Below are 18,790 nucleotides of genomic sequence, written 5' to 3' on the forward strand. Positions count from 1 at the left end.
GTGGGATTCAGACGGCGGTGACGTGCAGGCGCACGCCGATGTTGCCGCGCGTGGCATTGGAGTACGGGCAGATGTGGTGCGCGGCCTCCACCAGGCGCTGCGCGTCGGCCTGGTCCAGGCCTTTCACTTCGACGTGCAGGTCGATGTCCAGCGCATAGCCGCCTTCGGCGGTCTGGCCGATGCCCACTTCCACCGACGTTGCGGTGCCGCTGGGCTGCAGCTGCAGCTTCTTGGCGGCCACCGGCAACGCGTTGTCGAAGCAGGCGGCATAGCCCAGTGCGAACAGCTGCTCGGGGTTGGCGCCGGCCTTGCCGGAACCCGGCAAGGCGAGGTCGAGTGCGAGGCTGCCGTCATCCAGTGCGGTGCGACCCGCACGGCCGCCGGTGGAGGTGGCGCGGGTTTTGTAGAAGATCTTCATTGCGGATTTCCTGTCTCGAGTGGGCCGGCGCGGCGGGGTTCTGATCAGCAGCGCGCGGCAGGTTGTGTCGTGGGTTGTCTGTGGTGGCTCAGGCCAGTTGCGCGAGCAGTGCCTTGGCGACGGCTTCGGAGCTGGCCGGGTTCTGACCGGTGACCAGATGGCCGTCAGTCAGCACGAACGACTGCCAATCCGGCCCCTTGGCGTAATTGCCGCCCAGACGAGCGAACTCGTCTTCGATCAGGAACGGCACCACGGCACTCAGGCCCACCGCGTCCTCTTCGCTATTGGAGAAGCCGGTGACCTTGCGGCCGGCGACCAGCGGTTTGCCGTCGGCGCTGCGCGCGGCGATCAGCGCGCCGGGCGCGTGGCAGACCAGACCGAGCGGCTTGCCGGCCCGGTCGAAGGTTTCGATCAACGCAATGGAATCCGCATCACGGGCCAGATCCCACAGTGGACCGTGACCACCCGGGTAGAACACCGCGTCGAACTGCGCCGGGTCGATCTGCTTCAGCGGCAGCGTCGTCGCCAGATGCTGCTGCGCGGCACTGTCCTTGCGGAAGCGCTCGGTGGCCGGTGTCTGCGCGTCGGGCGCGTCGCTGTGCGGGTCCAGCGGCGGCTGGCCGCCCGCCGGCGATGCCAGGGTGATATCGGCGCCGGCATCCTTGAACACGTAACAAGGTGCGGCGAATTCCTCCAGCCAGAAACCGGTCTTGCGTCCGGTGTCGCCGAGCTGGTCGTGCGAAGTCAGTACGAACAGGACTTTCATGGCAGTGCCTTCTTCAATCGTTTGGGGGAGAAAGGCGCGCGGCGGTGTTGCCGCACGTCAGCAGGTGTTCGGTGGCCTCACGCGCCTGCCGCAGCGGCAGACGGTCCTGGCTGAGCTTGGACAGCAGCGCCGCGCCCAGCCACATCTGATAGAGCACGCGGGCGACATCGAGCGCGGGCTTGCCGGCGGGCAGCGAGCCATCGGCGCGGCCTTCCTCGACCAGCGCGGCGATGCGCTGCAGCAGGCGCTGCACGCCATCGTCGAGCACGCGCCGCATGTCCTCGGACAGGTCCGCCACCTCGGCGGCAAGCTTCACCACCAGGCATTCCTCGGCCCAGCCCTGCGCCGGATCGGCCGGATCACGTGCCCAGGCATCCCAGTAGCGCATCAGCCGCTGCTGGCCGTTGCCGCCGTCGGCCAGCAGCAGGTCGAGCTTGCGCCCGTAGTCGTCTACGTACTGTTGCAGCAGCTCGCAGCCGAACGCTTCCTTGGACGAAAAGTAGTGATAGAACGAGCCCTTGGGCACGGCGCAGGCCTTGAGGATTTCCTGCAGACCCAGCGCGGCAAAGCCCTTCTGCAGGACCAGCCGGTAGCCGGTATCGAGGATGTGCTGGCGGGTAGCCTGGGCTTTGGGAGAGAGATTCATGGAGCGAACCTTACTTAAAATAGACCGGTCGTCTATTAATGGAAAATTACTGGGCTCAATACCAGTACTCCCGCCAGTGGAGAAAAGCGTTCGAACAGTCACCTCCGCCGTTTCCCCAACTTCGCCCATTTCCCGCCAAAAGCCGCGCATCGCGCCAGCCCGGTTTTGCCCACCCATCGCTCAACCCCCGCCGACGAACCGGGCGAACCCCATACCCTCTCAGCTCCCAGGCACCACCGCACATGCAAACCCGGAACCCCGTCAAATTTCAAACAAACGATTAAAACGCGGCTAATTTCGGCGAACTGGACAGCATTGCCAGCTTCCCTCACACTGCCGCCCTTTCACGCTGACCGCTGGCAATGGCAAAACTGCTGGTCCTCCATGGCCCCAATCTGAACCTGCTGGGTACCCGTGAGCCGGAGGTTTACGGCCACACCACGCTGGCGCAGATAGATGCGGCTCTTGCGGCACAGGCCGAACAGGCCGGCCACCAGAGCGAGCACCTGCAATCCAACGCCGAGCATGTGCTGGTGGACCGGGTGCAGGCAGCGCGCGCCGATGGAACCGCTTTCATCCTGATCAACCCGGCCGCCTTCACCCACACCTCGGTGGCACTGCGCGATGCGCTGGCCGCCGTGGCCATCCCGTTCATCGAAATCCACCTGTCCAACCCGCACAGCCGCGAACCTTTCCGCCAGCACAGCTATCTCAGTGACAAGGCGTTGGGTGTGATCTGCGGCTTCGGCGCGGACAGCTACCGCTACGCCATGGACGCCGCGCTCCAGCGGCTCTGAAACCTTCCCCGGCAGGGACGGCGCCCGGCGCCAGTGCCTGCGGACACCACCAAAGAGGCATTCAATGGATCTGCGCAAAATCAAGAAGCTCATCGACCTGCTGGAAGAGTCGAACCTGGCCGAGATCGAGATCAAGGAAGGCGAAGAGTCCGTGCGCCTGTCGCGCAACCCGGTCGGCGGCTTCGTCGCCGCGCCGGCTCCGGTCTACGCCCCCGCTCCGGTCGCTGCCGCACCGGCCATGCCGATGAGCGGCCCGACCGAAGCCTCCACCGGCGGCACTGCCAAGCCGGGCAACGCCCTGCCGGAAGGCCACGTGCAGCGCGCGCCGATGGTCGGCACCTTCTATGCGTCCTCCTCGCCGGACAAGCCGGCCTTCGTGACCGTCGGCCAGACCGTCAAGGCCGGTGAAACCCTGGCCATCATCGAGGCGATGAAGATGTTCAATCCGATCGAAGCCGAAGTATCCGGCACCGTGGTCGCCATCCTCGGCGAGAATGGCAGCCCGGTGGAGTTCGACCAGCCGCTGTTCGTGATCGCCTGAGGCGCCGGCCATGCTCGACAAGGTCGTTATCGCCAACCGGGGTGAAATCGCGCTGCGCATTCTGCGCGCGTGCCACACCCTTGGCATCCGCACGGTCGCGGTGCATTCCACCGTTGACCGCAATCTCAAGCACGTGGCCATGGCCGACGAGTCGGTCTGCATCGGCCCGGCCCCGTCGTCGGAGAGCTACCTCAACATCCCGGCGCTGATCGCCGCAGCCGAGGTCACCGACGCCCAGGCCATCCACCCCGGTTACGGCTTCCTCTCCGAGAACGCCGACTTCGCCGAGCGCGTGGAGCAGTCCGGTTTCATCTTCATCGGCCCGCGTGCGGAAACCATCCGCCTGATGGGCGACAAGGTCGAAGCGATCCGCGCGATGAAGGCTGCCGGCGTGCCGTGCGTGCCCGGCTCGGGCGGCCCGCTGGGCGAGGACATCGTCGCCAACACCAAGATCGCCCGTGAGATCGGCTACCCGGTCATCATCAAGGCATCGGGCGGCGGCGGCGGCCGTGGCATGCGCGTGGTGCATGTCGAAGCCTCGTTGAAGGCCTCCATCGAAACCACCAAGTCCGAAGCCAAGGCCGCATTCGGCAATGGCGAGGTCTACATGGAGAAGTACCTGGAAAATCCGCGTCACGTGGAAATCCAGGTGCTGGCCGATGGCCAGGGCAACGCCATCCACCTGGGTGAGCGCGACTGCTCGATGCAGCGCCGTCACCAGAAGGTGGTGGAAGAAGCACCGGCACCGGGCATCACCGCCGAGCTGCGCGAGCAGATCGGCAAGGTCTGCGTGGAAGCCTGCATCCGCATCGGCTACCGCGGCGCCGGCACGTTCGAGTTCCTGTTCGAGGACGGCAAGTTCTACTTCATCGAAATGAACACCCGCGTGCAGGTGGAACATCCGGTGACGGAGATGGTGACCGGCATCGACCTGGTCGCCGAGCAGCTGCGCATCGCTTCGGGCCAGAAGCTGAGCATCAAGCAGAGCGACGTGGTGCTGCACGGCCACGCGATCGAATGCCGCATCAACGCCGAGGACGCGGAAACCTTCATTCCCAGCCCCGGCCTGATCACCGGCTTCTATCCGCCCGGTGGCCCGGGTGTGCGCGTGGATACGCACATCTACGCCGGCTACAAGGTGCCGCCGAACTACGACTCGATGATCGGCAAGCTGATCGTGCACGGCCCGGACCGCGACACCGCCATCGCGCGCATGCGCGTGGCGCTGAGCGAGATGGTCGTGGACGGCATCAAGACCAACGTCGCCCTGCAGCAGCGCATCATGCGCGACAAGGGCTTCCAGGCCGGCGGACAGAACATCCACTACCTGGAAAAGCGCCTGGCCGAACGCAAGAACCAGTCGATCGCGCTGACCTGATCGCGGTTTCGGCAAACAGGAAAAAGGCGGGGAAACCCGCCTTTTTCTTTGCCCGCTTTTCTCGGAGCGACGTAAGCCGCGATGCTGGCAACGTCTGAACAATCACGCGAACCGCAATTCCAAGATCATCAACATCCTGCTGCTTCCATCCGCACCGGCTTCGCGGCTTACGCCGCTCCTACAAAAGCCGACCGCTGAAAACCTCCGGCAGAACATGCAGCAGCCAATACCGCGCACGGATCGCCAGGCACAGAAAAGGCGGGTTTCCCCGCCCTCTCATCAGCATTGCGATGTAGCGATCACTCCGCCTGGATTGCCGTGCCCTTGACCGGCTCGATACCCAGCGGCGAGGACGGGTCAACCACCGTCACCGTTTCCACCGAACCATCCGGCCAGACGATCTGGAAACTGCTGCCCGGTTGCAACGTGGAGAACGGCATGCCGCTCTGGGCGCGGTAAATGGCCGCCGCCTGGCTGGCACCGGCGCGGCGCAGATCCGCATCGGATTTGACGCTGGTCAGCTTGACCTTGCTCAACGCCCGGTAGCGATCCTCGTAGGTGTCGATCAGCACCACGCCCACGGCGCCGGCCGAATAGGCCACGAACAGCACCACCCAGATCCAGAACTTGGCTCCATGCAGGAGACGTCGGTAATTCATCATGCACCTCCCTGCGACTTGCGCAGGCTGTCGACCAGTTGGTTCATTCTTTCAATACCCTGCCGCGATACGGCGGCGTCATAAACGAACGACTCGAAATCCTGATCGGGATCACGCGAGCAGATCCCACCATTGGCGCAGTAACCGGTCATCAGCGAGCTGTCCGGTCCACACGCCAGCCCCAGCTTGCAGGCCGCCAACTGCCAGGCCAGCTGCGAGAACTGATCGCCGGCCACAAACCCACGATAGGCATCGTCACCGGCGGCAGCCACGCCCATGGCCGCAGATATCGCCAGGAATGCCTCCGGATCCTGCGAATGCAGCACCCGCTCTACCAGGTCACGCCGATACGCTGCATCCTTGCGCAGCGGCTCACCCATCGCCAGCAATGCGGCCTCGGCCGCCAGGTTGCCGGCAACGGCGGCATCGTGCCGCTGCTGCAGGATCAGCGCACTGCCCAATCCATCGGCAGCGGTGAAACCGATGCAACTGCTGCCCACCCGCTCGCGCGCCGCGACCAGGCCCGGTACGTCTTTCAACCCCATCGACGCCAGCGTGCCGCTGTCCAGCGCATAGCCCTGCGGGTCCATCGCGTACACGCCGCAATAGTCGTAGATGCGGCTGACAATCCAGGCCGCTTCGGCGTCGCCGGCCGCAGCGGCGGCGCGCAGCTGGCGGGCATAGCTGAACAGGTCGCGCCCGCTTTCAAAGGCCGCGCGCAGGTCCAACGGCAGGCCCGGGCCGATCGCGGTATCGCGCTCACGGCCGCTCACGCCACTGGCCGGCGCCAGGCCCGCATCTTCCGACAGCGGGGCGCGCGTCACCATGGCCGCAGCCATTTCGCGACTATCGGCGCCCTGCATGCCACTGCCGCCGCGAAAGCCCAGCACGGCGAGCAGCACCGCGGCAGGCAGCAGCAACAGGTACCAGGGTTTTCTGGCCAGCAGGCTGAACATCGGGGGTGCGGCGCATATCGGCGGCAAAGGTGGCGCGATTCTAGCAAGGCAGCGGCGGCTGGCGCTGAACCGGGCAGCGCGCCCGCGCAATCAGCGCCCGCCTCGTCTAGGATGCGTGCCCTGTCCCGCTGTTGCTGTCCCCCGCCATGCCCTTCCTTGAATTGACCCTGCGCTGCACCGAAACCACCCAGCCCCGCTACGAGAACGCTCTCGATGACGTGGGCGCGCTGGCGGTGACCATGCTCGACGCCGATGCCGACACCAGCAACGAGCGCGCGATCCTGGAGCCGGGCGTGGGCGAAACCCCGCTGTGGAACGATCTGGTGCTGACCGCGCTGTTCCCGGCCGATACCAATGGCCTGGCGCTGCTGGCGGCACTGGAAGCCTTCGACGCCGGCCTGGACTGGAGCAGCGCCAGCTTCCGCGCAGTCGAGGATGAGGATTGGGAGCGCGCCTGGCTGGACCAGTTCCAGCCGATGCGCTTCGGCCAGCGCACCTGGATCGTGCCGTGGAACCACGAACTGCCTGAAGAGGCCCAGAGCGCCGATGCCGCCATCGTCCGTCTGGACCCGGGCCTGGCCTTCGGCTCCGGCACCCACCCGACCACCGCCCTGTGCCTGCGCTGGCTGGACGGCTTGTCGGCCGCCGGCGAACTGGAAGGCCGCACCGTGCTCGACTTCGGCTGCGGCTCCGGCATCCTGGCCCTGGCCGCGCTCAAGCTCGGCGCTGGCGCGGCGGTGGGCGTGGACAACGACCCGCAGGCGCTGATCGCCACCCACGACAACGGCGAGCGCAACGGCGTGCATATCGCCGCCTACCTGCCCGAGGACGAGCCGGTCGCCACGTATCCGGTGGTGGTCGCCAACATCCTGGCCTCGGCGCTGGATGCGCTGGCCGAACTGCTGGCCGCGCGCGTTGCGGCCGGCGGCAGGATTGCCCTGTCCGGCATCCTGCATGGCCAGGAAGGTGAACTGCTGGAACGTTATGCAACCTGGTTCGACCAGCTCGAAGCGGTGCAGGACGGCGACTGGATGCGCATCACCGGCGTGCGCCGTGCTTGAATGGGGCCATTGCCCCGTCACTGCCTGACATGAGCGAAGAAAACCCAGCCTCGCGCCCCTCGCTTGCCACCTTCCTGCGCGGCAAGCCGGCGACCAAGCCGGCGCCCGCAGACACCGCAACGGACCTGCCGGCGACCGAAGCGGAAACGCCGCAAGCAGAATCCGCTGAAACCCCGCAGCCGACAATGCCGGCAGCGACGGCACAGGATCTGTTCAACGCTCCCGCCGACAACCAAGCGGAAGCGCCGGCCACTGACGACAGCACCGAAACCGCCATCGCTACCGACATCGCTACCGACATCGATGTTGATGTTGATGTTGATGCCGACAGTGAGGTCGAAACGGGTACCGACCCCGCCGCCGGCAGCCCGCCAACCACGCTGCCCACGTTCATCCGCAGCAGCGGCCAGGCCGTGGCATCCGCACGCCCAACGCCGCGTTGGCAATGGGCACTGGTGGCTGCATTGGCATTGTTGCTGGCAGTGCAGATCGTCATTGCCGACCGCGCGCGCCTGGCTGCCGATGCGGGCACCCGGCCCCTGGTCAGCGCGTTGTGCGCGGTGCTGCGCTGCAGCCTGCCGGCCTGGCATGAGCCTGCCGCCTACACCATGCTCAGCCGCGAAATCCGCCCGGTGCCGGGGCAACCCGGCGTCCTGCAGGTGCAGGCCAGCTTCCGCAACGAAGCGCGCTGGGCGCAAGCCTGGCCGGCGTTGCGGCTGTCACTGTCCGATGCCGATGGCCGGGTGATCGGCCGTCGCACCCTGCAGCCGGCCGACTACCTTGGCAGTGCCGCCGATCCGCAGGCACGGCTGGAGCCGGGGCAAAGCGCGCAGGTGTCGTTCCGGCTGCGCGAACCCGCATCGGCCACGGTCGCCTTCAGCTTCGAATTCCAGTAACGATGGAAACCGGCATGGCAGCGCGCCGGCCCACGCGCTAGACTCCTCCCCCCACGTCGGGCCAACCGTGCCCAACCCTGCTGAATCCGGGAATCTCCTTGAACGCTGCCCCCACCCGTCCTGACACCAGTCGTGGCGCTGCCAAGCCGCCGCTTCGCGAACACGTCGCCCAGTCCGTGCGGCGCTACCTGCGTGACCTGGACGGTTGTGACGCCGACGATGTCTACGAGATCGTGCTGCGCGAGATGGAAATCCCGTTGTTCGTGGAAGTACTCAACCACTGCGAAGGCAACCAGAGCCGCGCCGCCGCGCTGCTGGGCATCCACCGCGCCACCCTGCGCAAGAAGCTCAAAGAGTACGGTCTGGCGTAAGGCGCCCGGCAACCGCTCCGGTAGAGCGTAGTCATGCTGCGCCGAAGCGTTACCAGCAATGCCCCTGCCGGGCAGGGTTCGGTACTACGCGCATACCACCGGCGGTAGAGCGCAGCCATGCTGCGCTGAAGCGTTACCGGCCATGCCTCCAACCGAGCATGGCTCGGTTCTACCGGGCAGGGATATGACCGCGCGGCTACAATACCGGCCCGCTTCCGCTTCCCCTCTTGCCCCCATGTCTGCTGATCTGCTGCCCGTCCGCCGGGCTCTGCTGTCTGTTTCCGACAAGACCGGTCTGGTCGAAATGGCCCGTGCCCTGGCCGCCCGCAACGTCGAACTGCTGTCCACCGGCGGTACCGCCAAGGCGATCCGCGATGCCGGCCTGCCGGTAAAGGACGTCTCCGACGTCACCGGCTTCCCGGAAATGATGGATGGCCGGGTCAAGACCCTGCACCCGATGGTCCATGGCGGCCTGCTCGGCCGCGCCGGCACCGATGACGCAGTGATGGCCGAACATGGCATCGCACCGATCGACCTGCTGGTGCTGAACCTGTATCCGTTCGAGTCGGTCACCGCCAAGGCCGATTGCACGCTGGCCGACGCCGTGGAGAACATCGACATCGGTGGTCCGGCAATGCTGCGCAGCGCGGCCAAGAATTTCGCCCGCGTGGCCGTGGCCACCAGCCCGGACCAGTACGACACGCTGCTGGCCGAATTGAATGCCAACGACGGCAAGCTGTCGGCCACCAAGCGTTTTAAACTGTCGGTGGCCGCGTTCAACCGCGTTGCCCAGTACGACGCAGCGATCAGCAACTACCTGTCCGCAGTCAGCGACACCAGCGCCGCCGTGCCGGTGCGCGAGGAATACCCGGCGCAGATGAACTCCACCTTCGTGAAGGTGATGGACCTGCGCTACGGCGAGAACCCGCACCAGAGCGGCGTTTTCTACCGCGACCTGTACCCGGTGCCGGGCACCCTGGCCACCTTCGTGCAGTTGCAGGGCAAGGAACTGAGCTACAACAACCTGGCCGACGCCGATGCCGCATGGGAATGCGTGCGCCAGTTCGACGTGCCGGCCTGCGTCATCGTCAAGCACGCCAATCCGTGCGGCGTGGCTGTGGCTGCCGATGTCGGCGCTGCCTACGAAATGGCCTACAACACCGATCCGACCAGCGCGTTCGGCGGCATCCTGGCCTTCAACCGCACGCTGGACGCGGCCACCGCCAAGGCCATCCTGGACCGCCAGTTCGTCGAAGTGCTGATCGCCCCGGACTACGAGCCGGCCGCGCTGGAATACGCCACCAAGAAGGCCAACGTGCGCGTGCTGCGCATCCCGGCCGGCGACGCGCGCAACAACTACGACACCAAGCGCATTGGTTCGGGCCTGCTGATCCAGAGCGCCGACAACCGCGGCATGACCATCGACGAACTGAAGACGGTGACCCAGCGCGCACCGACCGCCGCCGAACTGCGCGACATGCTGTTCGCCTGGCGCGTGGCCAAGTACGTCAAGTCCAACGCGATCGTCTACGCCAAGGACGAACGCACCATCGGTGTCGGCGCCGGCCAGATGAGCCGCGTGTACTCGGCACGCATCGCCGGCATCAAGGCCGCCGATGCCGGCCTGGTGGTTCCCGGCTCGGTGATGGCTTCCGATGCGTTCTTCCCGTTCCGCGACGGCCTGGATGCGGCCGCCGAAGCCGGCATCACCGCGGTGATCCAGCCGGGCGGTTCGATGCGCGATGCCGAAGTGATCGCCGCCGCCGACGAGCATGGCATCGCCATGGTGTTCACCGGCGTGCGCCACTTCCGTCACTGAGTACCGCAACGATGGCGACGGGGATGTTTCCGCGATTGATTTCCCTGGCCGCTGTGGTCCTGCTGGCCTCGTGCCGGCAGGACACACCCGTTGTGGCCGAGGCGACGGCGCAAAAGCCGGCGCTGCGCCACGACGCAGCAGTGCTGGCGCTGCTGCAGGAGCGCTACGGCGCTCCCGCACAGCTGAAGGGGCAATGGGCGCAGCAGCTGGATGATTCGAACATGAGCAGCGCCCGCCCGGTCCACCGCGAAGTCTGCGCCGACCGCGGTGTTGCCATCGGCCAGGACCGCTATCGCATGCTGGCCGTCTGCACCAGCTACGACAACGCCACCTCCATCGAACTGGGCACCAGCGATTTCATCGTGCTACGCGAAGCCGTCGACGGCACGATGAGCCTTGCCGCCGAGCTGCCCGGCCGCGCCAGCGGGGTTGGCGGGAAGCCTGGCGCCATCAACACGCTGCAGGTGGGCGCCGGCGCATGGGCCTACCAGATCGACGACGAGTTGGTGATGGTCGGCTCGATGATGCGCAACCGTTCCTGGCTGCTGTTCGACGGCGGCGGCAAGGTGGCCGATGCCGGCTGGCTGCGCGTCCATCTGGATGACCACAACGCCATCGAATGCAACGGCGCCGGCCGCTGTGCGCACGGCAGGCTGGACCTGAATCTCGACGTGCAGCCGGACGACAGCCAGCCCGGCCTGCGGTACTGGCCATTGCGCGTGCAGGAGACCGGCAACGGCTGCAAGGGGCGGGTCAACAAGGCACATGTCATCACCTACGACCCGGCGCAGTCGCGCTACCTGATTCCTACCGAACTGCAACTTGAAGGCTGCGCCTGATGCACCTGCTGCCCCGCATGTTCTATCTCGCCATCGGCACCGTGATGCTGGCCAGCTGTGGCAACGGCACGCTGGCCGACGCCCAGCGCCAGGCCGTGGCGACGATGAGCAAACAACTGCCACTTCCCTACCGCGATGGCCTGATGATCGAATCGGTGCATCGCCACGGTGATGACCTGGTCCAGGTGATCCGCTCCCCGGACGCCACCGTGGACATGGCCAAGGCCAAGCCTGAGGTATTCGAAGCCCTGCGCCTGGACGAAGACTATGCCATCACCGACCTGTGTGCCGACGCGACGTTGCTGCCGCTCTACAACGCCGGTGGTGGTGTGCGCCGCCGCTTCATCGATGCCAATGGCGCGGTGTTCTTCGAGGTCACGCTGAAAGCCTCGCATTGTGTTTCCAACTGATCGCCCCACAGGAACTGACTCCATGAAAATCCTCGTCATCGGCTCCGGTGGCCGTGAACACGCCCTGGCCTGGAAGCTGGCCCAGTCCACGCGCGTGAGCGAAGTGATCGTCGCGCCGGGCAATGCCGGCACCGCCACCGAGGGCAAGTGCCGCAACGTGGCGGTCAAGGTCACCGACATCGCCGGGCTGCTGAAGCTGGCCCAGGACGAGGCCGTTGGACTGACCGTGGTTGGCCCGGAAGTACCGCTGGTGGCTGGTGTGGTCGATACCTTCCGTGAAGCCGGCCTGCGCATCTTCGGGCCGACCGCCGCCGCCGCGCAGCTGGAAGGCAGCAAGGCGTTCGCCAAGGATTTCCTCGCCCGCCACGGCATCCCGACCGCGTTCTATGCGGTGCATACGGAAGTGGATGCGGCGCTGGCCTATCTGCATGAGAAGGGCGCGCCCATCGTGATCAAGGCCGATGGCCTTGCCGCCGGCAAGGGCGTGATCGTGGCGATGACCATGGACGAAGCCGAAGCCGCCGTGCGTGACATGCTCAGCGGCAACGCGTTTGGTGATGCCGGCGCGCGCGTGGTGATCGAGGAGTTCCTCGAAGGCGAGGAAGCCAGCTTCATCTCGATGGTCGATGGCTGCGTCGCACTGCCGATGGCCACCAGCCAGGACCACAAGCGCGTGGGCGATGGCGACACCGGCCCGAACACCGGCGGCATGGGCGCCTACTCGCCGGCCCCGGTGGTCACGCCGGACGTGCATGCGCGGGTGATGCGCGAAGTGGTCGAACCGACCGTGGCCGGCATGATCGCCGATGGCGTGCCGTTCACCGGCTTCCTGTATGCCGGGCTGATGATCGATGAAAGCGGTGCGCCGAAGGTCATCGAATTCAACGTGCGCTTCGGCGACCCGGAAACCCAGCCGGTGATGCTGCGCCTGCAGTCGGATCTGGTGGACCTGCTCGAAGCGGCCATCGACGGCGTCCTGGCGGGCGTTGATGCGCAGTGGGACCCGCGCCCGTCGCTGGGCGTGGTGCTGGCCGCCAAGCCGTACCCGGAAACGCCGATCGTGGGTGATGTGATCAGCGGCCTGGCCGAAGTGCCGGCCAGCGCCAAGGTGTTCCATGCCGGCACCGCTTTGGATGCCGAGGGCAATGTGGTCAGCGCCGGTGGCCGCGTGCTGTGCGTGGCGGCACTGGGCGACAGCGTTTCCGATGCGCAGCAGCATGCCTATGCCGGCGTTGCGAAGATCCACTGGGCCAACGAGTTCCACCGCAACGACATTGGCTGGCGTGCGATTGCGCGCGAGCAGCAGTAAGCCATTCGTGTGACGAAAGAAAAAGGGCGGCCGCAAGGCCGCCCTTTTTCGTTGCGCCCGTTTGTCGGCGGCGATGCAACACAGCATCGTGGGCGAGAAGCACAAGCGCAGAGCTGCCCCTACCCCTCAACCCTCACTCCAACCCGTCAGCGATGCACACTGCCAATGCTCGCCGCCGGATAACGCGCACCGGCCGCAACATTGACCGGGAACACCGCATCAATCCGTGCAAGATCCTCGGCACTCAGCACCACGTCCAGCGCAGCCAGGTTCTCTTCCAGGTACGGCAAACGCTTGGTCCCGGGAATCGGCACCAGGTCATCGCCCTGTGCCAGCACCCACGCCAATGCCAACTGCCCCGGCGTCACGCCCTTGTCGGCGGCAATCGCGTTGACCTGTTCCACCAGCGCCAGGTTGCGGTCGAAATTCTCGCCCTGGAATCGCGGCGACTTGCTGCGGTAATCCCCTTCTTCAAAATCCGCCGGACTGCGGATCGCACCGGTCAGGAAGCCGCGACCCAACGGTGAGTACGGCACGAAGCCGATGCCCAGTTCGCGTGCCGTGGCCAACACGCCGTTCTGCTCCGGCTCGCGCGACCACAACGAATACTCGGTCTGCAGCGCGGTGATCGGATGCACCGCATGCGCGCGCCGGATGGTCTCCGGCGCAGCTTCGGACAGGCCGAGGAAACGCACCTTGCCCTGCTCGACCAGGCGCGCCATCGCACCCACCGTCTCCTCGATCGGCACATTGGGATCGACACGGTGCTGGTAGTACAGATCGATGTGATCCACGCCCAGCCGTTGCAGGCTAGCCTCGCAGGCCGACTGCACGTACTCCGGACGACCATCCACGCCACGTGCCTGCGGGTCGTGCGCATCCAGACGGACACCGAACTTGGTCGCCAGGAACACCTGTTCGCGGCGATCGGCAATGGCGCGGCCGACCAGCACTTCGTTGGTGTGCGGGCCGTACATGTCGGCGGTGTCAAGCAGGGTAAGCCCACGTTCCAGCGCGCGGTGGATCACCGCGATCGAGCCAGCGTCATCGCCGCGGCCACCGTAGAAGGCGCTCATGCCCATGCAGCCAAGGCCAAGGGCGGAAACAACCGGGCCGTCACGGCCCAACAGGCGGGTCTGCATTGGCATGCATCCATCAACGAAGGGGAAGCCACTGTAGGCCGCCGTCGGCAGTCGAATAAACCCCCATAATCGGGACTGACCATGAAGCCAGACCGCACAATCGACCCTGCCCTGCTGCCCGCGCTGGCCGCCTTCGCCTGCGTTGCCCGGCATGCCAGCTTTCGTCAGGCCGCGCTCGAACTTGGGGTTTCGCCTTCGGCGCTGTCGCAGACCATCCGCAACCTCGAACGCCGCCTGGGCACCCGGCTGTTGCAGCGAACCACCCGCACGGTGGGCCTGACCGAACCCGGCCAGCGCCTGTTGCAGGAAACCGTACCGGCGCTGGCGCGCATCGGCACTGCCTTGCAGGCGATGGAGGAAAGCCGCGACATTCCATCCGGCCAACTGCGCATCACCACCCCGCGCTATGCGGCCGAGCACCTGCTGCTGCCATTCCTGCCCGGGTTCCATGCACGCCATCCGCAGGTGCGGGTCGAACTGTCGATCCAGCCGGCCATGGTCGATGTGGTCGCCGAAGGTTTCGACGCGGGCATCCGGCTGGGTGAATCGCTGGCTGCCGGCATGATCGCGGTGCCGCTGGGCCCGTCACTGCGGTTGGCTGTGGTCGCCAGCCCGGACTATCTGCAACAGCACGGCGTGCCGGATCGTCCCGAGGCGTTGGTCGATCACGCCTGCATTCCCCATCGCAACAGCGACGGCCGGATCATGCCGTGGGAATTCAGCCGCGACGGCCACGACTTCTACATCGAAGTTGATGGCCCCCTGCTGCTCAATGACAGCCACCTCGCGTTGCAGGCCACCCGCGCCGGGCTGGGCCTGCAGCAGGTGTTCGAGCACAACGTGCGCGCTGACCTGGATGCCGGCCGGCTGGTGCGGGTGCTGGAAGCGTGGCAGGTGCCGTTCGCCGGCTTCCATCTTTACTACCCGTCGCGCGACCAGCTCGCACCGAAGCTGCGGGTGTTCATCGACTTCATGCGCGCCGCCAACGCCCGCTAGCGCCGAGCCAGGCTCGGCGGGACACTACCGCCGCCGCGCGCAGCGGAGCATGGCTCCGCGCTACCGCGCGGCACCCGCTTCCAGGTAATCGGTGGTCACCTGCAACATCGCCGCCATGCCATTGGCCAGGGCGGCCTCATCCAGAAGGAAACGTGGCGAATGGTTGGCCGGTGCCTGCGCAGGATCGATGCCCACACCGGTCGAGCCCACCAGGAAGTAGAACCCCGGCACGCGGTTGGCGAACTGCGAGAAATCCTCGGCGATGGTCTGCAATGGCATCTCCACCACCTTGTCCGCGCCGGCCACCTTTTCCAGCGAAGGCCGCACCTTCGCCGACAGCGCAGGATCATTGATCGTCGCCGGCGCATTGTTGATCACCTTCAACACCGCGCTCGCACCGGCCGCATGCGCGTAATCGGTTGCGATGCGGTCAAAGCGCGCGATCACGTCCTCGCGCACCTTCGGATCAAACGTGCGCAGCGTACCCACCAGCGTGGCCTGGTCGGGAATGATGTTGAAGCGCACGCCGCTGTTGAACTGCCCTGCCGTCAGTACCACCGGCGTCTGCGCGATGTTGATCTGGCGCGCGATCATGCTCTGCGTGCCCAGCAGCACCTGCGCGCCGACGGTGATCGGGTCCACGCCATCCCATGGCCGCGAACCGTGGGTCTGCTTGCCGGTCACGGTCAAGGACCACTCATCGGCCGACGCCAGCAGCGGGCCGGCCTTGTAGCCGATCTGACCGACCTGCAAACCCGCCCACACATGCAGGCCAAACGCGGCGTCGGGCTGGAAGTCGCGCAGCAGTCCTTCATCGAGCATCAGCTTGGCGCCGAAGTCGGCACCGGCCACCGCCGGGCCTTCCTCGGCCGGCTGGAACACGAACATCACCCCGCCCGGCAGGCTGTCCCGGCGCGCCGCCAGCGCCTGCGCCACGCCCAGCAGGATGGCGACGTGCGCATCGTGGCCGCAGGCGTGCATCACCCCGACCTGCTGGCCGCGATAGCTGGCCGTCACCTGCGAGGCATACGGCAGCCCGGTTTCCTCGCGTACCGGCAGCGCGTCCATGTCGGCGCGGATCAGGATCTTCGGGCCGGGCCGGCCGCCCTTGAGCACGGCGGCCACACCGGTGCCGGCAATACCGGTACGCGGTTGCAGGCCCAGCGCGCGCAGTTGGCGGGCCACGATGTCGGCGGTACGCCGCTCCTCGCCGCCCAGTTCCGGATGCTGGTGCAGGTCACGCCGCCAGGCCTGCAACTGTGGCGTGGCCGCCTGCACCGCCGCGCGCACCTCGCCGGCAGGCTGTGCCTGCGCCACTGCGGGTACCGCCAGCAACAGACAGGCCAGCGCGCCCATGCTCCGATATTTCATTGCCCGATCCTTTCATTGCCAAGGCCGTGATGGTAATCGTGTCAGAGTCGCGTGCCCCCTTTCCCGCAATGGCGTTGCCTTCTGTCGATATGCCCCGTCTCGAACGTCAGTTGGGCCAACTCTGGGCCCACGAAAAAGCCAGCTACGGATTGCGCGTGTTCATCGCGCTCACCGCCGTGCTGGCCTATGGCTGGTACTACGACCGCATCGGCGCGATCCCCGGACTGTTCCTGGGCATCATCGCCAGCGCCATCGCCGAGACCGATGACAACTGGTGGGGCCGCAGCAAATCGGTCGCGCTGTCGCTGCTGTGTTTCGCACTGGCCGCCGCCTCGGTGGTGTGGCTGTTCCCGCATCCGCTGCAGTTCATCACCGCGCTGGCGCTGACCGCCTTCGGCCTGACCCTGCTCGGTGCATTGGGCGAGCGTTACGCGTCCATCGGCCAGGCCACGGTGACGCTGGCCATCTACACGATGATCGCGATGGACCAGCTCAAGTCTCCGGACATGGCCTGGCACGAGGTGACCAACCTGCTGGTTGGCGCGGCGTGGTACGGCGCGCTGTCGATCCTGTGGACGGCCATGTTCGCCAACCGCCCGGTGCGCGAACGGCTGGCGCGCCTGTTCTTCGAGCTGGGCCAGTACCTGCAGCTCAAGGCCGACCTGTTCGAGCCGGTGCGGCACGGCGACCTGGAAGCGCGGCGGCTGGCGCTGGCCGAGCAGAACGTGCGCGTGGTCGAAGCGCTCAACACCGCCAAGACCGCCATCCTCAGTCGCTTCGGCCGCTCCGGCCGGCCTGGCGTGCAGTCCGGCCTGTACTTCCGGCTGTACTACATGGCGCAGGATTTCCACGAACGCGCCAGTTCCTCGCACTACCCGTACGAAGCGCTGGCCGACACCTTCTTCCACAGCGACGTGCTGTACCGCTGCCGGCGCCTGCTCTCACTGCAGGGCAAGGCCTGCCAGGCACTGGGCCAGGCCATCCGCCTGCGCCAGCCGTTCGATTACGGTGAGCGGGCGCTGCAGGCCGGGCGCGATCTGCACGAATCACTACGCTACCTGCGCGACCAGCAGCGCCCGCAATGGACGCGCCTGCTCGGCTCGCTCAACCTGCTGGCCCACAACCTGACCAGCATCGAGCGGCAGTTGGCCGAAGCCTCGCTGGCCGACACGCCACTGGAAGGCATCGACACCCGCCTGCGCGATTCCTCGCCGCACACACTGCGCGAGATGGCCACGCGCCTGCGCCAGGCCTTGACCACCGGCTCGCTGCTGTTCCGTCACGGCGTGCGCATCGCGCTGGCGCTGATTGCCGGTTACGTGGTGCTCAAACTGGTGCATCCGGAGAATGGCTACTGGATCCTGCTGACCATCCTGTTCGTCTGCCGCCCGCACTTTGGCGCCACCCGGCGCCGGCTGGTCGAACGTATCGCCGGCACGCTGGTCGGCCTGGGCGCCACCTGGGCGCTGATGCAGTTGTTCCCCGGTACCGAGCTGCAGCTGCTGGTGGCGCTGCTGGCCGCGTTGGTGTTCTTCTTCACCCGCACCGACCGCTACCTGCTGGCCACCGCCGCGATCACGGTGATGGCGCTGGTCTGCTTCAACCTGCTCGGCGACGGCTTCGTGCTGATCTGGCCGCGTCTGCTCGACACGCTGATCGGCTGCGCCATCGCCGCGATCGCCTCGCTGCTGATCCTGCCCGACTGGCAGGGCCGGCGCCTGCACCGGGTGATGGCGCAGGTTGTCGCCACCAGCACCGCGTATCTGGACGAAGTGCTGGGCCAGTACCGCAGCGGCATGCGCGACGACCTGCCGTACCGCATCGCGCGTCGCGACATGCACAACGCCGATGTCGCGTTGTCGGCGGCATTGGCCAACATGCTGCGCGAGCCCGTCTATGCACGCGGCAATCTCGACGGTGGCTTCCGCTTCCTGGCGCTGTCCAACACGCTGCTCGGCTACTTGTCCGCACTGGGAGCACACCGCGCGCAATCACCCCTGGTTGAGCAGGACCCGCTGATCACGGCCGGCCACCAGCAACTGCAACGTTCGCTGACGGACCTGGCCGATGCCTTGTCCCGACGCGACGCCGCAATGCCGCAGGAAGAGGAAATCGCGCTGGCCGATGCGCTGGAACAGGTGCCCGATGACATCGACGAAAAGGCACGTCTGGTGCGCACCCAACTGGCGCTGATGCTGCGTCTGCTGCCGAAGCTGCGCAACACCGCCGCCGAGGCGATCCAGTTGCAGAATCCAACGGCGATGGCAGCAGCCAGGTAAGCGGAACGTTTCCTTTTCGCAGGAGCGGCTTCAGCCGCGAAACGGATGAAGCAAGCCACAACGGGAATTCCCGCGCTTGCAGGCTCCCCCATGTCGGGCACCACATCGGCTTCGCGGCTGACGCAGCTCCTGCATC

The 18,790-nt window shown here is 66.5% G+C and carries 19 protein-coding genes; 12 read left to right on the forward strand and 7 right to left on the reverse strand.

What is annotated here, in order from left to right; all coding sequences use genetic code 11:
- Positions 1–7 precede the first annotated feature (7 nt).
- From LR961_RS16335 to LR961_RS16345, 3 genes are all read right to left on the reverse strand, one after another.
- Positions 8–418, reverse strand: a complete 411-nt coding sequence (locus tag LR961_RS16335) for an organic hydroperoxide resistance protein (protein WP_232150991.1) — start codon at positions 416–418, stop codon at positions 8–10.
- An 88-nt stretch (positions 419–506) separates the two neighbouring features.
- Positions 507–1,184 carry a type 1 glutamine amidotransferase domain-containing protein gene (locus LR961_RS16340; protein WP_232150992.1) on the reverse strand — a complete coding sequence of 226 codons (678 nt, stop codon included), beginning with the start codon at positions 1,182–1,184 and terminating at the stop codon, positions 507–509.
- A gap of 13 nt (positions 1,185–1,197) precedes the next feature.
- Positions 1,198–1,830, reverse strand: a complete 633-nt coding sequence (locus LR961_RS16345; protein WP_232150993.1) for a TetR/AcrR family transcriptional regulator — start codon at positions 1,828–1,830, stop codon at positions 1,198–1,200.
- 362 nt (positions 1,831–2,192) lie between these two features.
- On the opposite strand from LR961_RS16345, the gene aroQ reads away from it, so the two are divergent.
- The 3 genes from aroQ (at position 2,193) to accC (ending at position 4,546) form a co-directional block, all read left to right on the forward strand.
- On the forward strand, positions 2,193–2,627 hold the full coding sequence (gene aroQ, locus LR961_RS16350; protein WP_232150994.1) for a type II 3-dehydroquinate dehydratase: 435 nt from the start codon (positions 2,193–2,195) through the stop codon (positions 2,625–2,627).
- Between the two features lie 64 nt (positions 2,628–2,691).
- Positions 2,692–3,168, forward strand: coding sequence for an acetyl-CoA carboxylase biotin carboxyl carrier protein (gene accB / locus LR961_RS16355; protein ID WP_232150995.1), 477 nt, complete (start codon positions 2,692–2,694; stop codon positions 3,166–3,168).
- A gap of 10 nt (positions 3,169–3,178) precedes the next feature.
- Positions 3,179–4,546, forward strand: a complete 1,368-nt coding sequence (gene accC, locus LR961_RS16360; RefSeq protein ID WP_232150996.1) for an acetyl-CoA carboxylase biotin carboxylase subunit — start codon at positions 3,179–3,181, stop codon at positions 4,544–4,546.
- A gap of 299 nt (positions 4,547–4,845) precedes the next feature.
- On the opposite strand, the gene LR961_RS16365 is transcribed toward accC, so the two are convergent.
- Both LR961_RS16365 and LR961_RS16370 read right to left on the reverse strand, forming a co-directional pair.
- Complete coding sequence (locus LR961_RS16365; protein WP_232150997.1) at positions 4,846–5,205, reverse strand: hypothetical protein; 360 nt, start codon at positions 5,203–5,205, stop codon at positions 4,846–4,848.
- Positions 5,205–6,161 carry a hypothetical protein gene (locus LR961_RS16370; protein ID WP_232150998.1) on the reverse strand — a complete coding sequence of 319 codons (957 nt, stop codon included), beginning with the start codon at positions 6,159–6,161 and terminating at the stop codon, positions 5,205–5,207. The genes LR961_RS16365 and LR961_RS16370 overlap by 1 nt, the downstream gene beginning before the upstream one ends.
- Before the next feature lie 146 nt (positions 6,162–6,307).
- Here LR961_RS16370 and prmA point away from each other — a divergent pair, with 146 nt between their 5' ends.
- The 7 genes from prmA to purD all read left to right on the forward strand — a co-directional run bounded on the left by prmA (position 6,308) and on the right by purD (position 12,866).
- On the forward strand, positions 6,308–7,222 hold the full coding sequence (gene prmA, locus LR961_RS16375; RefSeq protein WP_232150999.1) for a 50S ribosomal protein L11 methyltransferase: 915 nt from the start codon (positions 6,308–6,310) through the stop codon (positions 7,220–7,222).
- Positions 7,223–7,251: 29 nt separating this feature from the next.
- Positions 7,252–8,118 carry a DUF3426 domain-containing protein gene (locus LR961_RS16380; RefSeq protein ID WP_232151000.1) on the forward strand — a complete coding sequence of 289 codons (867 nt, stop codon included), beginning with the start codon at positions 7,252–7,254 and terminating at the stop codon, positions 8,116–8,118.
- Between the two features lie 98 nt (positions 8,119–8,216).
- Positions 8,217–8,489 carry a DNA-binding transcriptional regulator Fis gene (fis, locus tag LR961_RS16385; RefSeq protein WP_057631483.1) on the forward strand — a complete coding sequence of 91 codons (273 nt, stop codon included), beginning with the start codon at positions 8,217–8,219 and terminating at the stop codon, positions 8,487–8,489.
- 235 nt (positions 8,490–8,724) lie between these two features.
- Entirely contained in the window at positions 8,725–10,308 is a 1,584-nt protein-coding gene (purH, locus tag LR961_RS16390) for a bifunctional phosphoribosylaminoimidazolecarboxamide formyltransferase/IMP cyclohydrolase (protein ID WP_232151001.1), read from the forward strand.
- A 23-nt stretch (positions 10,309–10,331) separates the two neighbouring features.
- Positions 10,332–11,147, forward strand: coding sequence for a hypothetical protein (locus LR961_RS16395; protein ID WP_232151002.1), 816 nt, complete (start codon positions 10,332–10,334; stop codon positions 11,145–11,147).
- Complete coding sequence (locus LR961_RS16400) at positions 11,147–11,557, forward strand: hypothetical protein (RefSeq protein WP_232151003.1); 411 nt, start codon at positions 11,147–11,149, stop codon at positions 11,555–11,557. Before LR961_RS16395 ends, LR961_RS16400 begins: the two co-directional genes overlap by 1 nt.
- A gap of 22 nt (positions 11,558–11,579) precedes the next feature.
- A complete protein-coding gene (gene purD, locus LR961_RS16405; protein ID WP_232151004.1) occupies positions 11,580–12,866 on the forward strand; it encodes a phosphoribosylamine--glycine ligase in 1,287 nt (428 codons plus the stop codon).
- 146 nt (positions 12,867–13,012) lie between these two features.
- Here the strand turns inward: purD and LR961_RS16410 are convergent, their stop codons facing one another.
- A complete protein-coding gene (locus LR961_RS16410) occupies positions 13,013–14,008 on the reverse strand; it encodes an aldo/keto reductase (RefSeq protein ID WP_232151005.1) in 996 nt (331 codons plus the stop codon).
- An 81-nt stretch (positions 14,009–14,089) separates the two neighbouring features.
- On the opposite strand from LR961_RS16410, the gene LR961_RS16415 reads away from it, so the two are divergent.
- Positions 14,090–15,004: a LysR family transcriptional regulator gene (locus LR961_RS16415; protein ID WP_232151006.1), complete on the forward strand. Its 915-nt coding sequence runs from the start codon at positions 14,090–14,092 to the stop codon at positions 15,002–15,004.
- 60 nt (positions 15,005–15,064) lie between these two features.
- Here LR961_RS16415 and LR961_RS16420 read toward each other — a convergent pair whose 3' ends face one another.
- Positions 15,065–16,375 carry an amidohydrolase gene (locus tag LR961_RS16420; RefSeq protein WP_232151007.1) on the reverse strand — a complete coding sequence of 437 codons (1,311 nt, stop codon included), beginning with the start codon at positions 16,373–16,375 and terminating at the stop codon, positions 15,065–15,067.
- Between the two features lie 89 nt (positions 16,376–16,464).
- Between LR961_RS16420 and yccS the strand changes: the two genes are divergently transcribed.
- Positions 16,465–18,654 carry a YccS family putative transporter gene (gene yccS / locus LR961_RS16425; RefSeq protein WP_232151008.1) on the forward strand — a complete coding sequence of 730 codons (2,190 nt, stop codon included), beginning with the start codon at positions 16,465–16,467 and terminating at the stop codon, positions 18,652–18,654.
- The last annotated feature ends 136 nt before the right edge of the window (positions 18,655–18,790 follow it).

This window comes from Stenotrophomonas sp. SY1 (assembly GCF_021202945.1).
Classification (GTDB): Bacteria; Pseudomonadota; Gammaproteobacteria; order Xanthomonadales; family Xanthomonadaceae; genus Stenotrophomonas.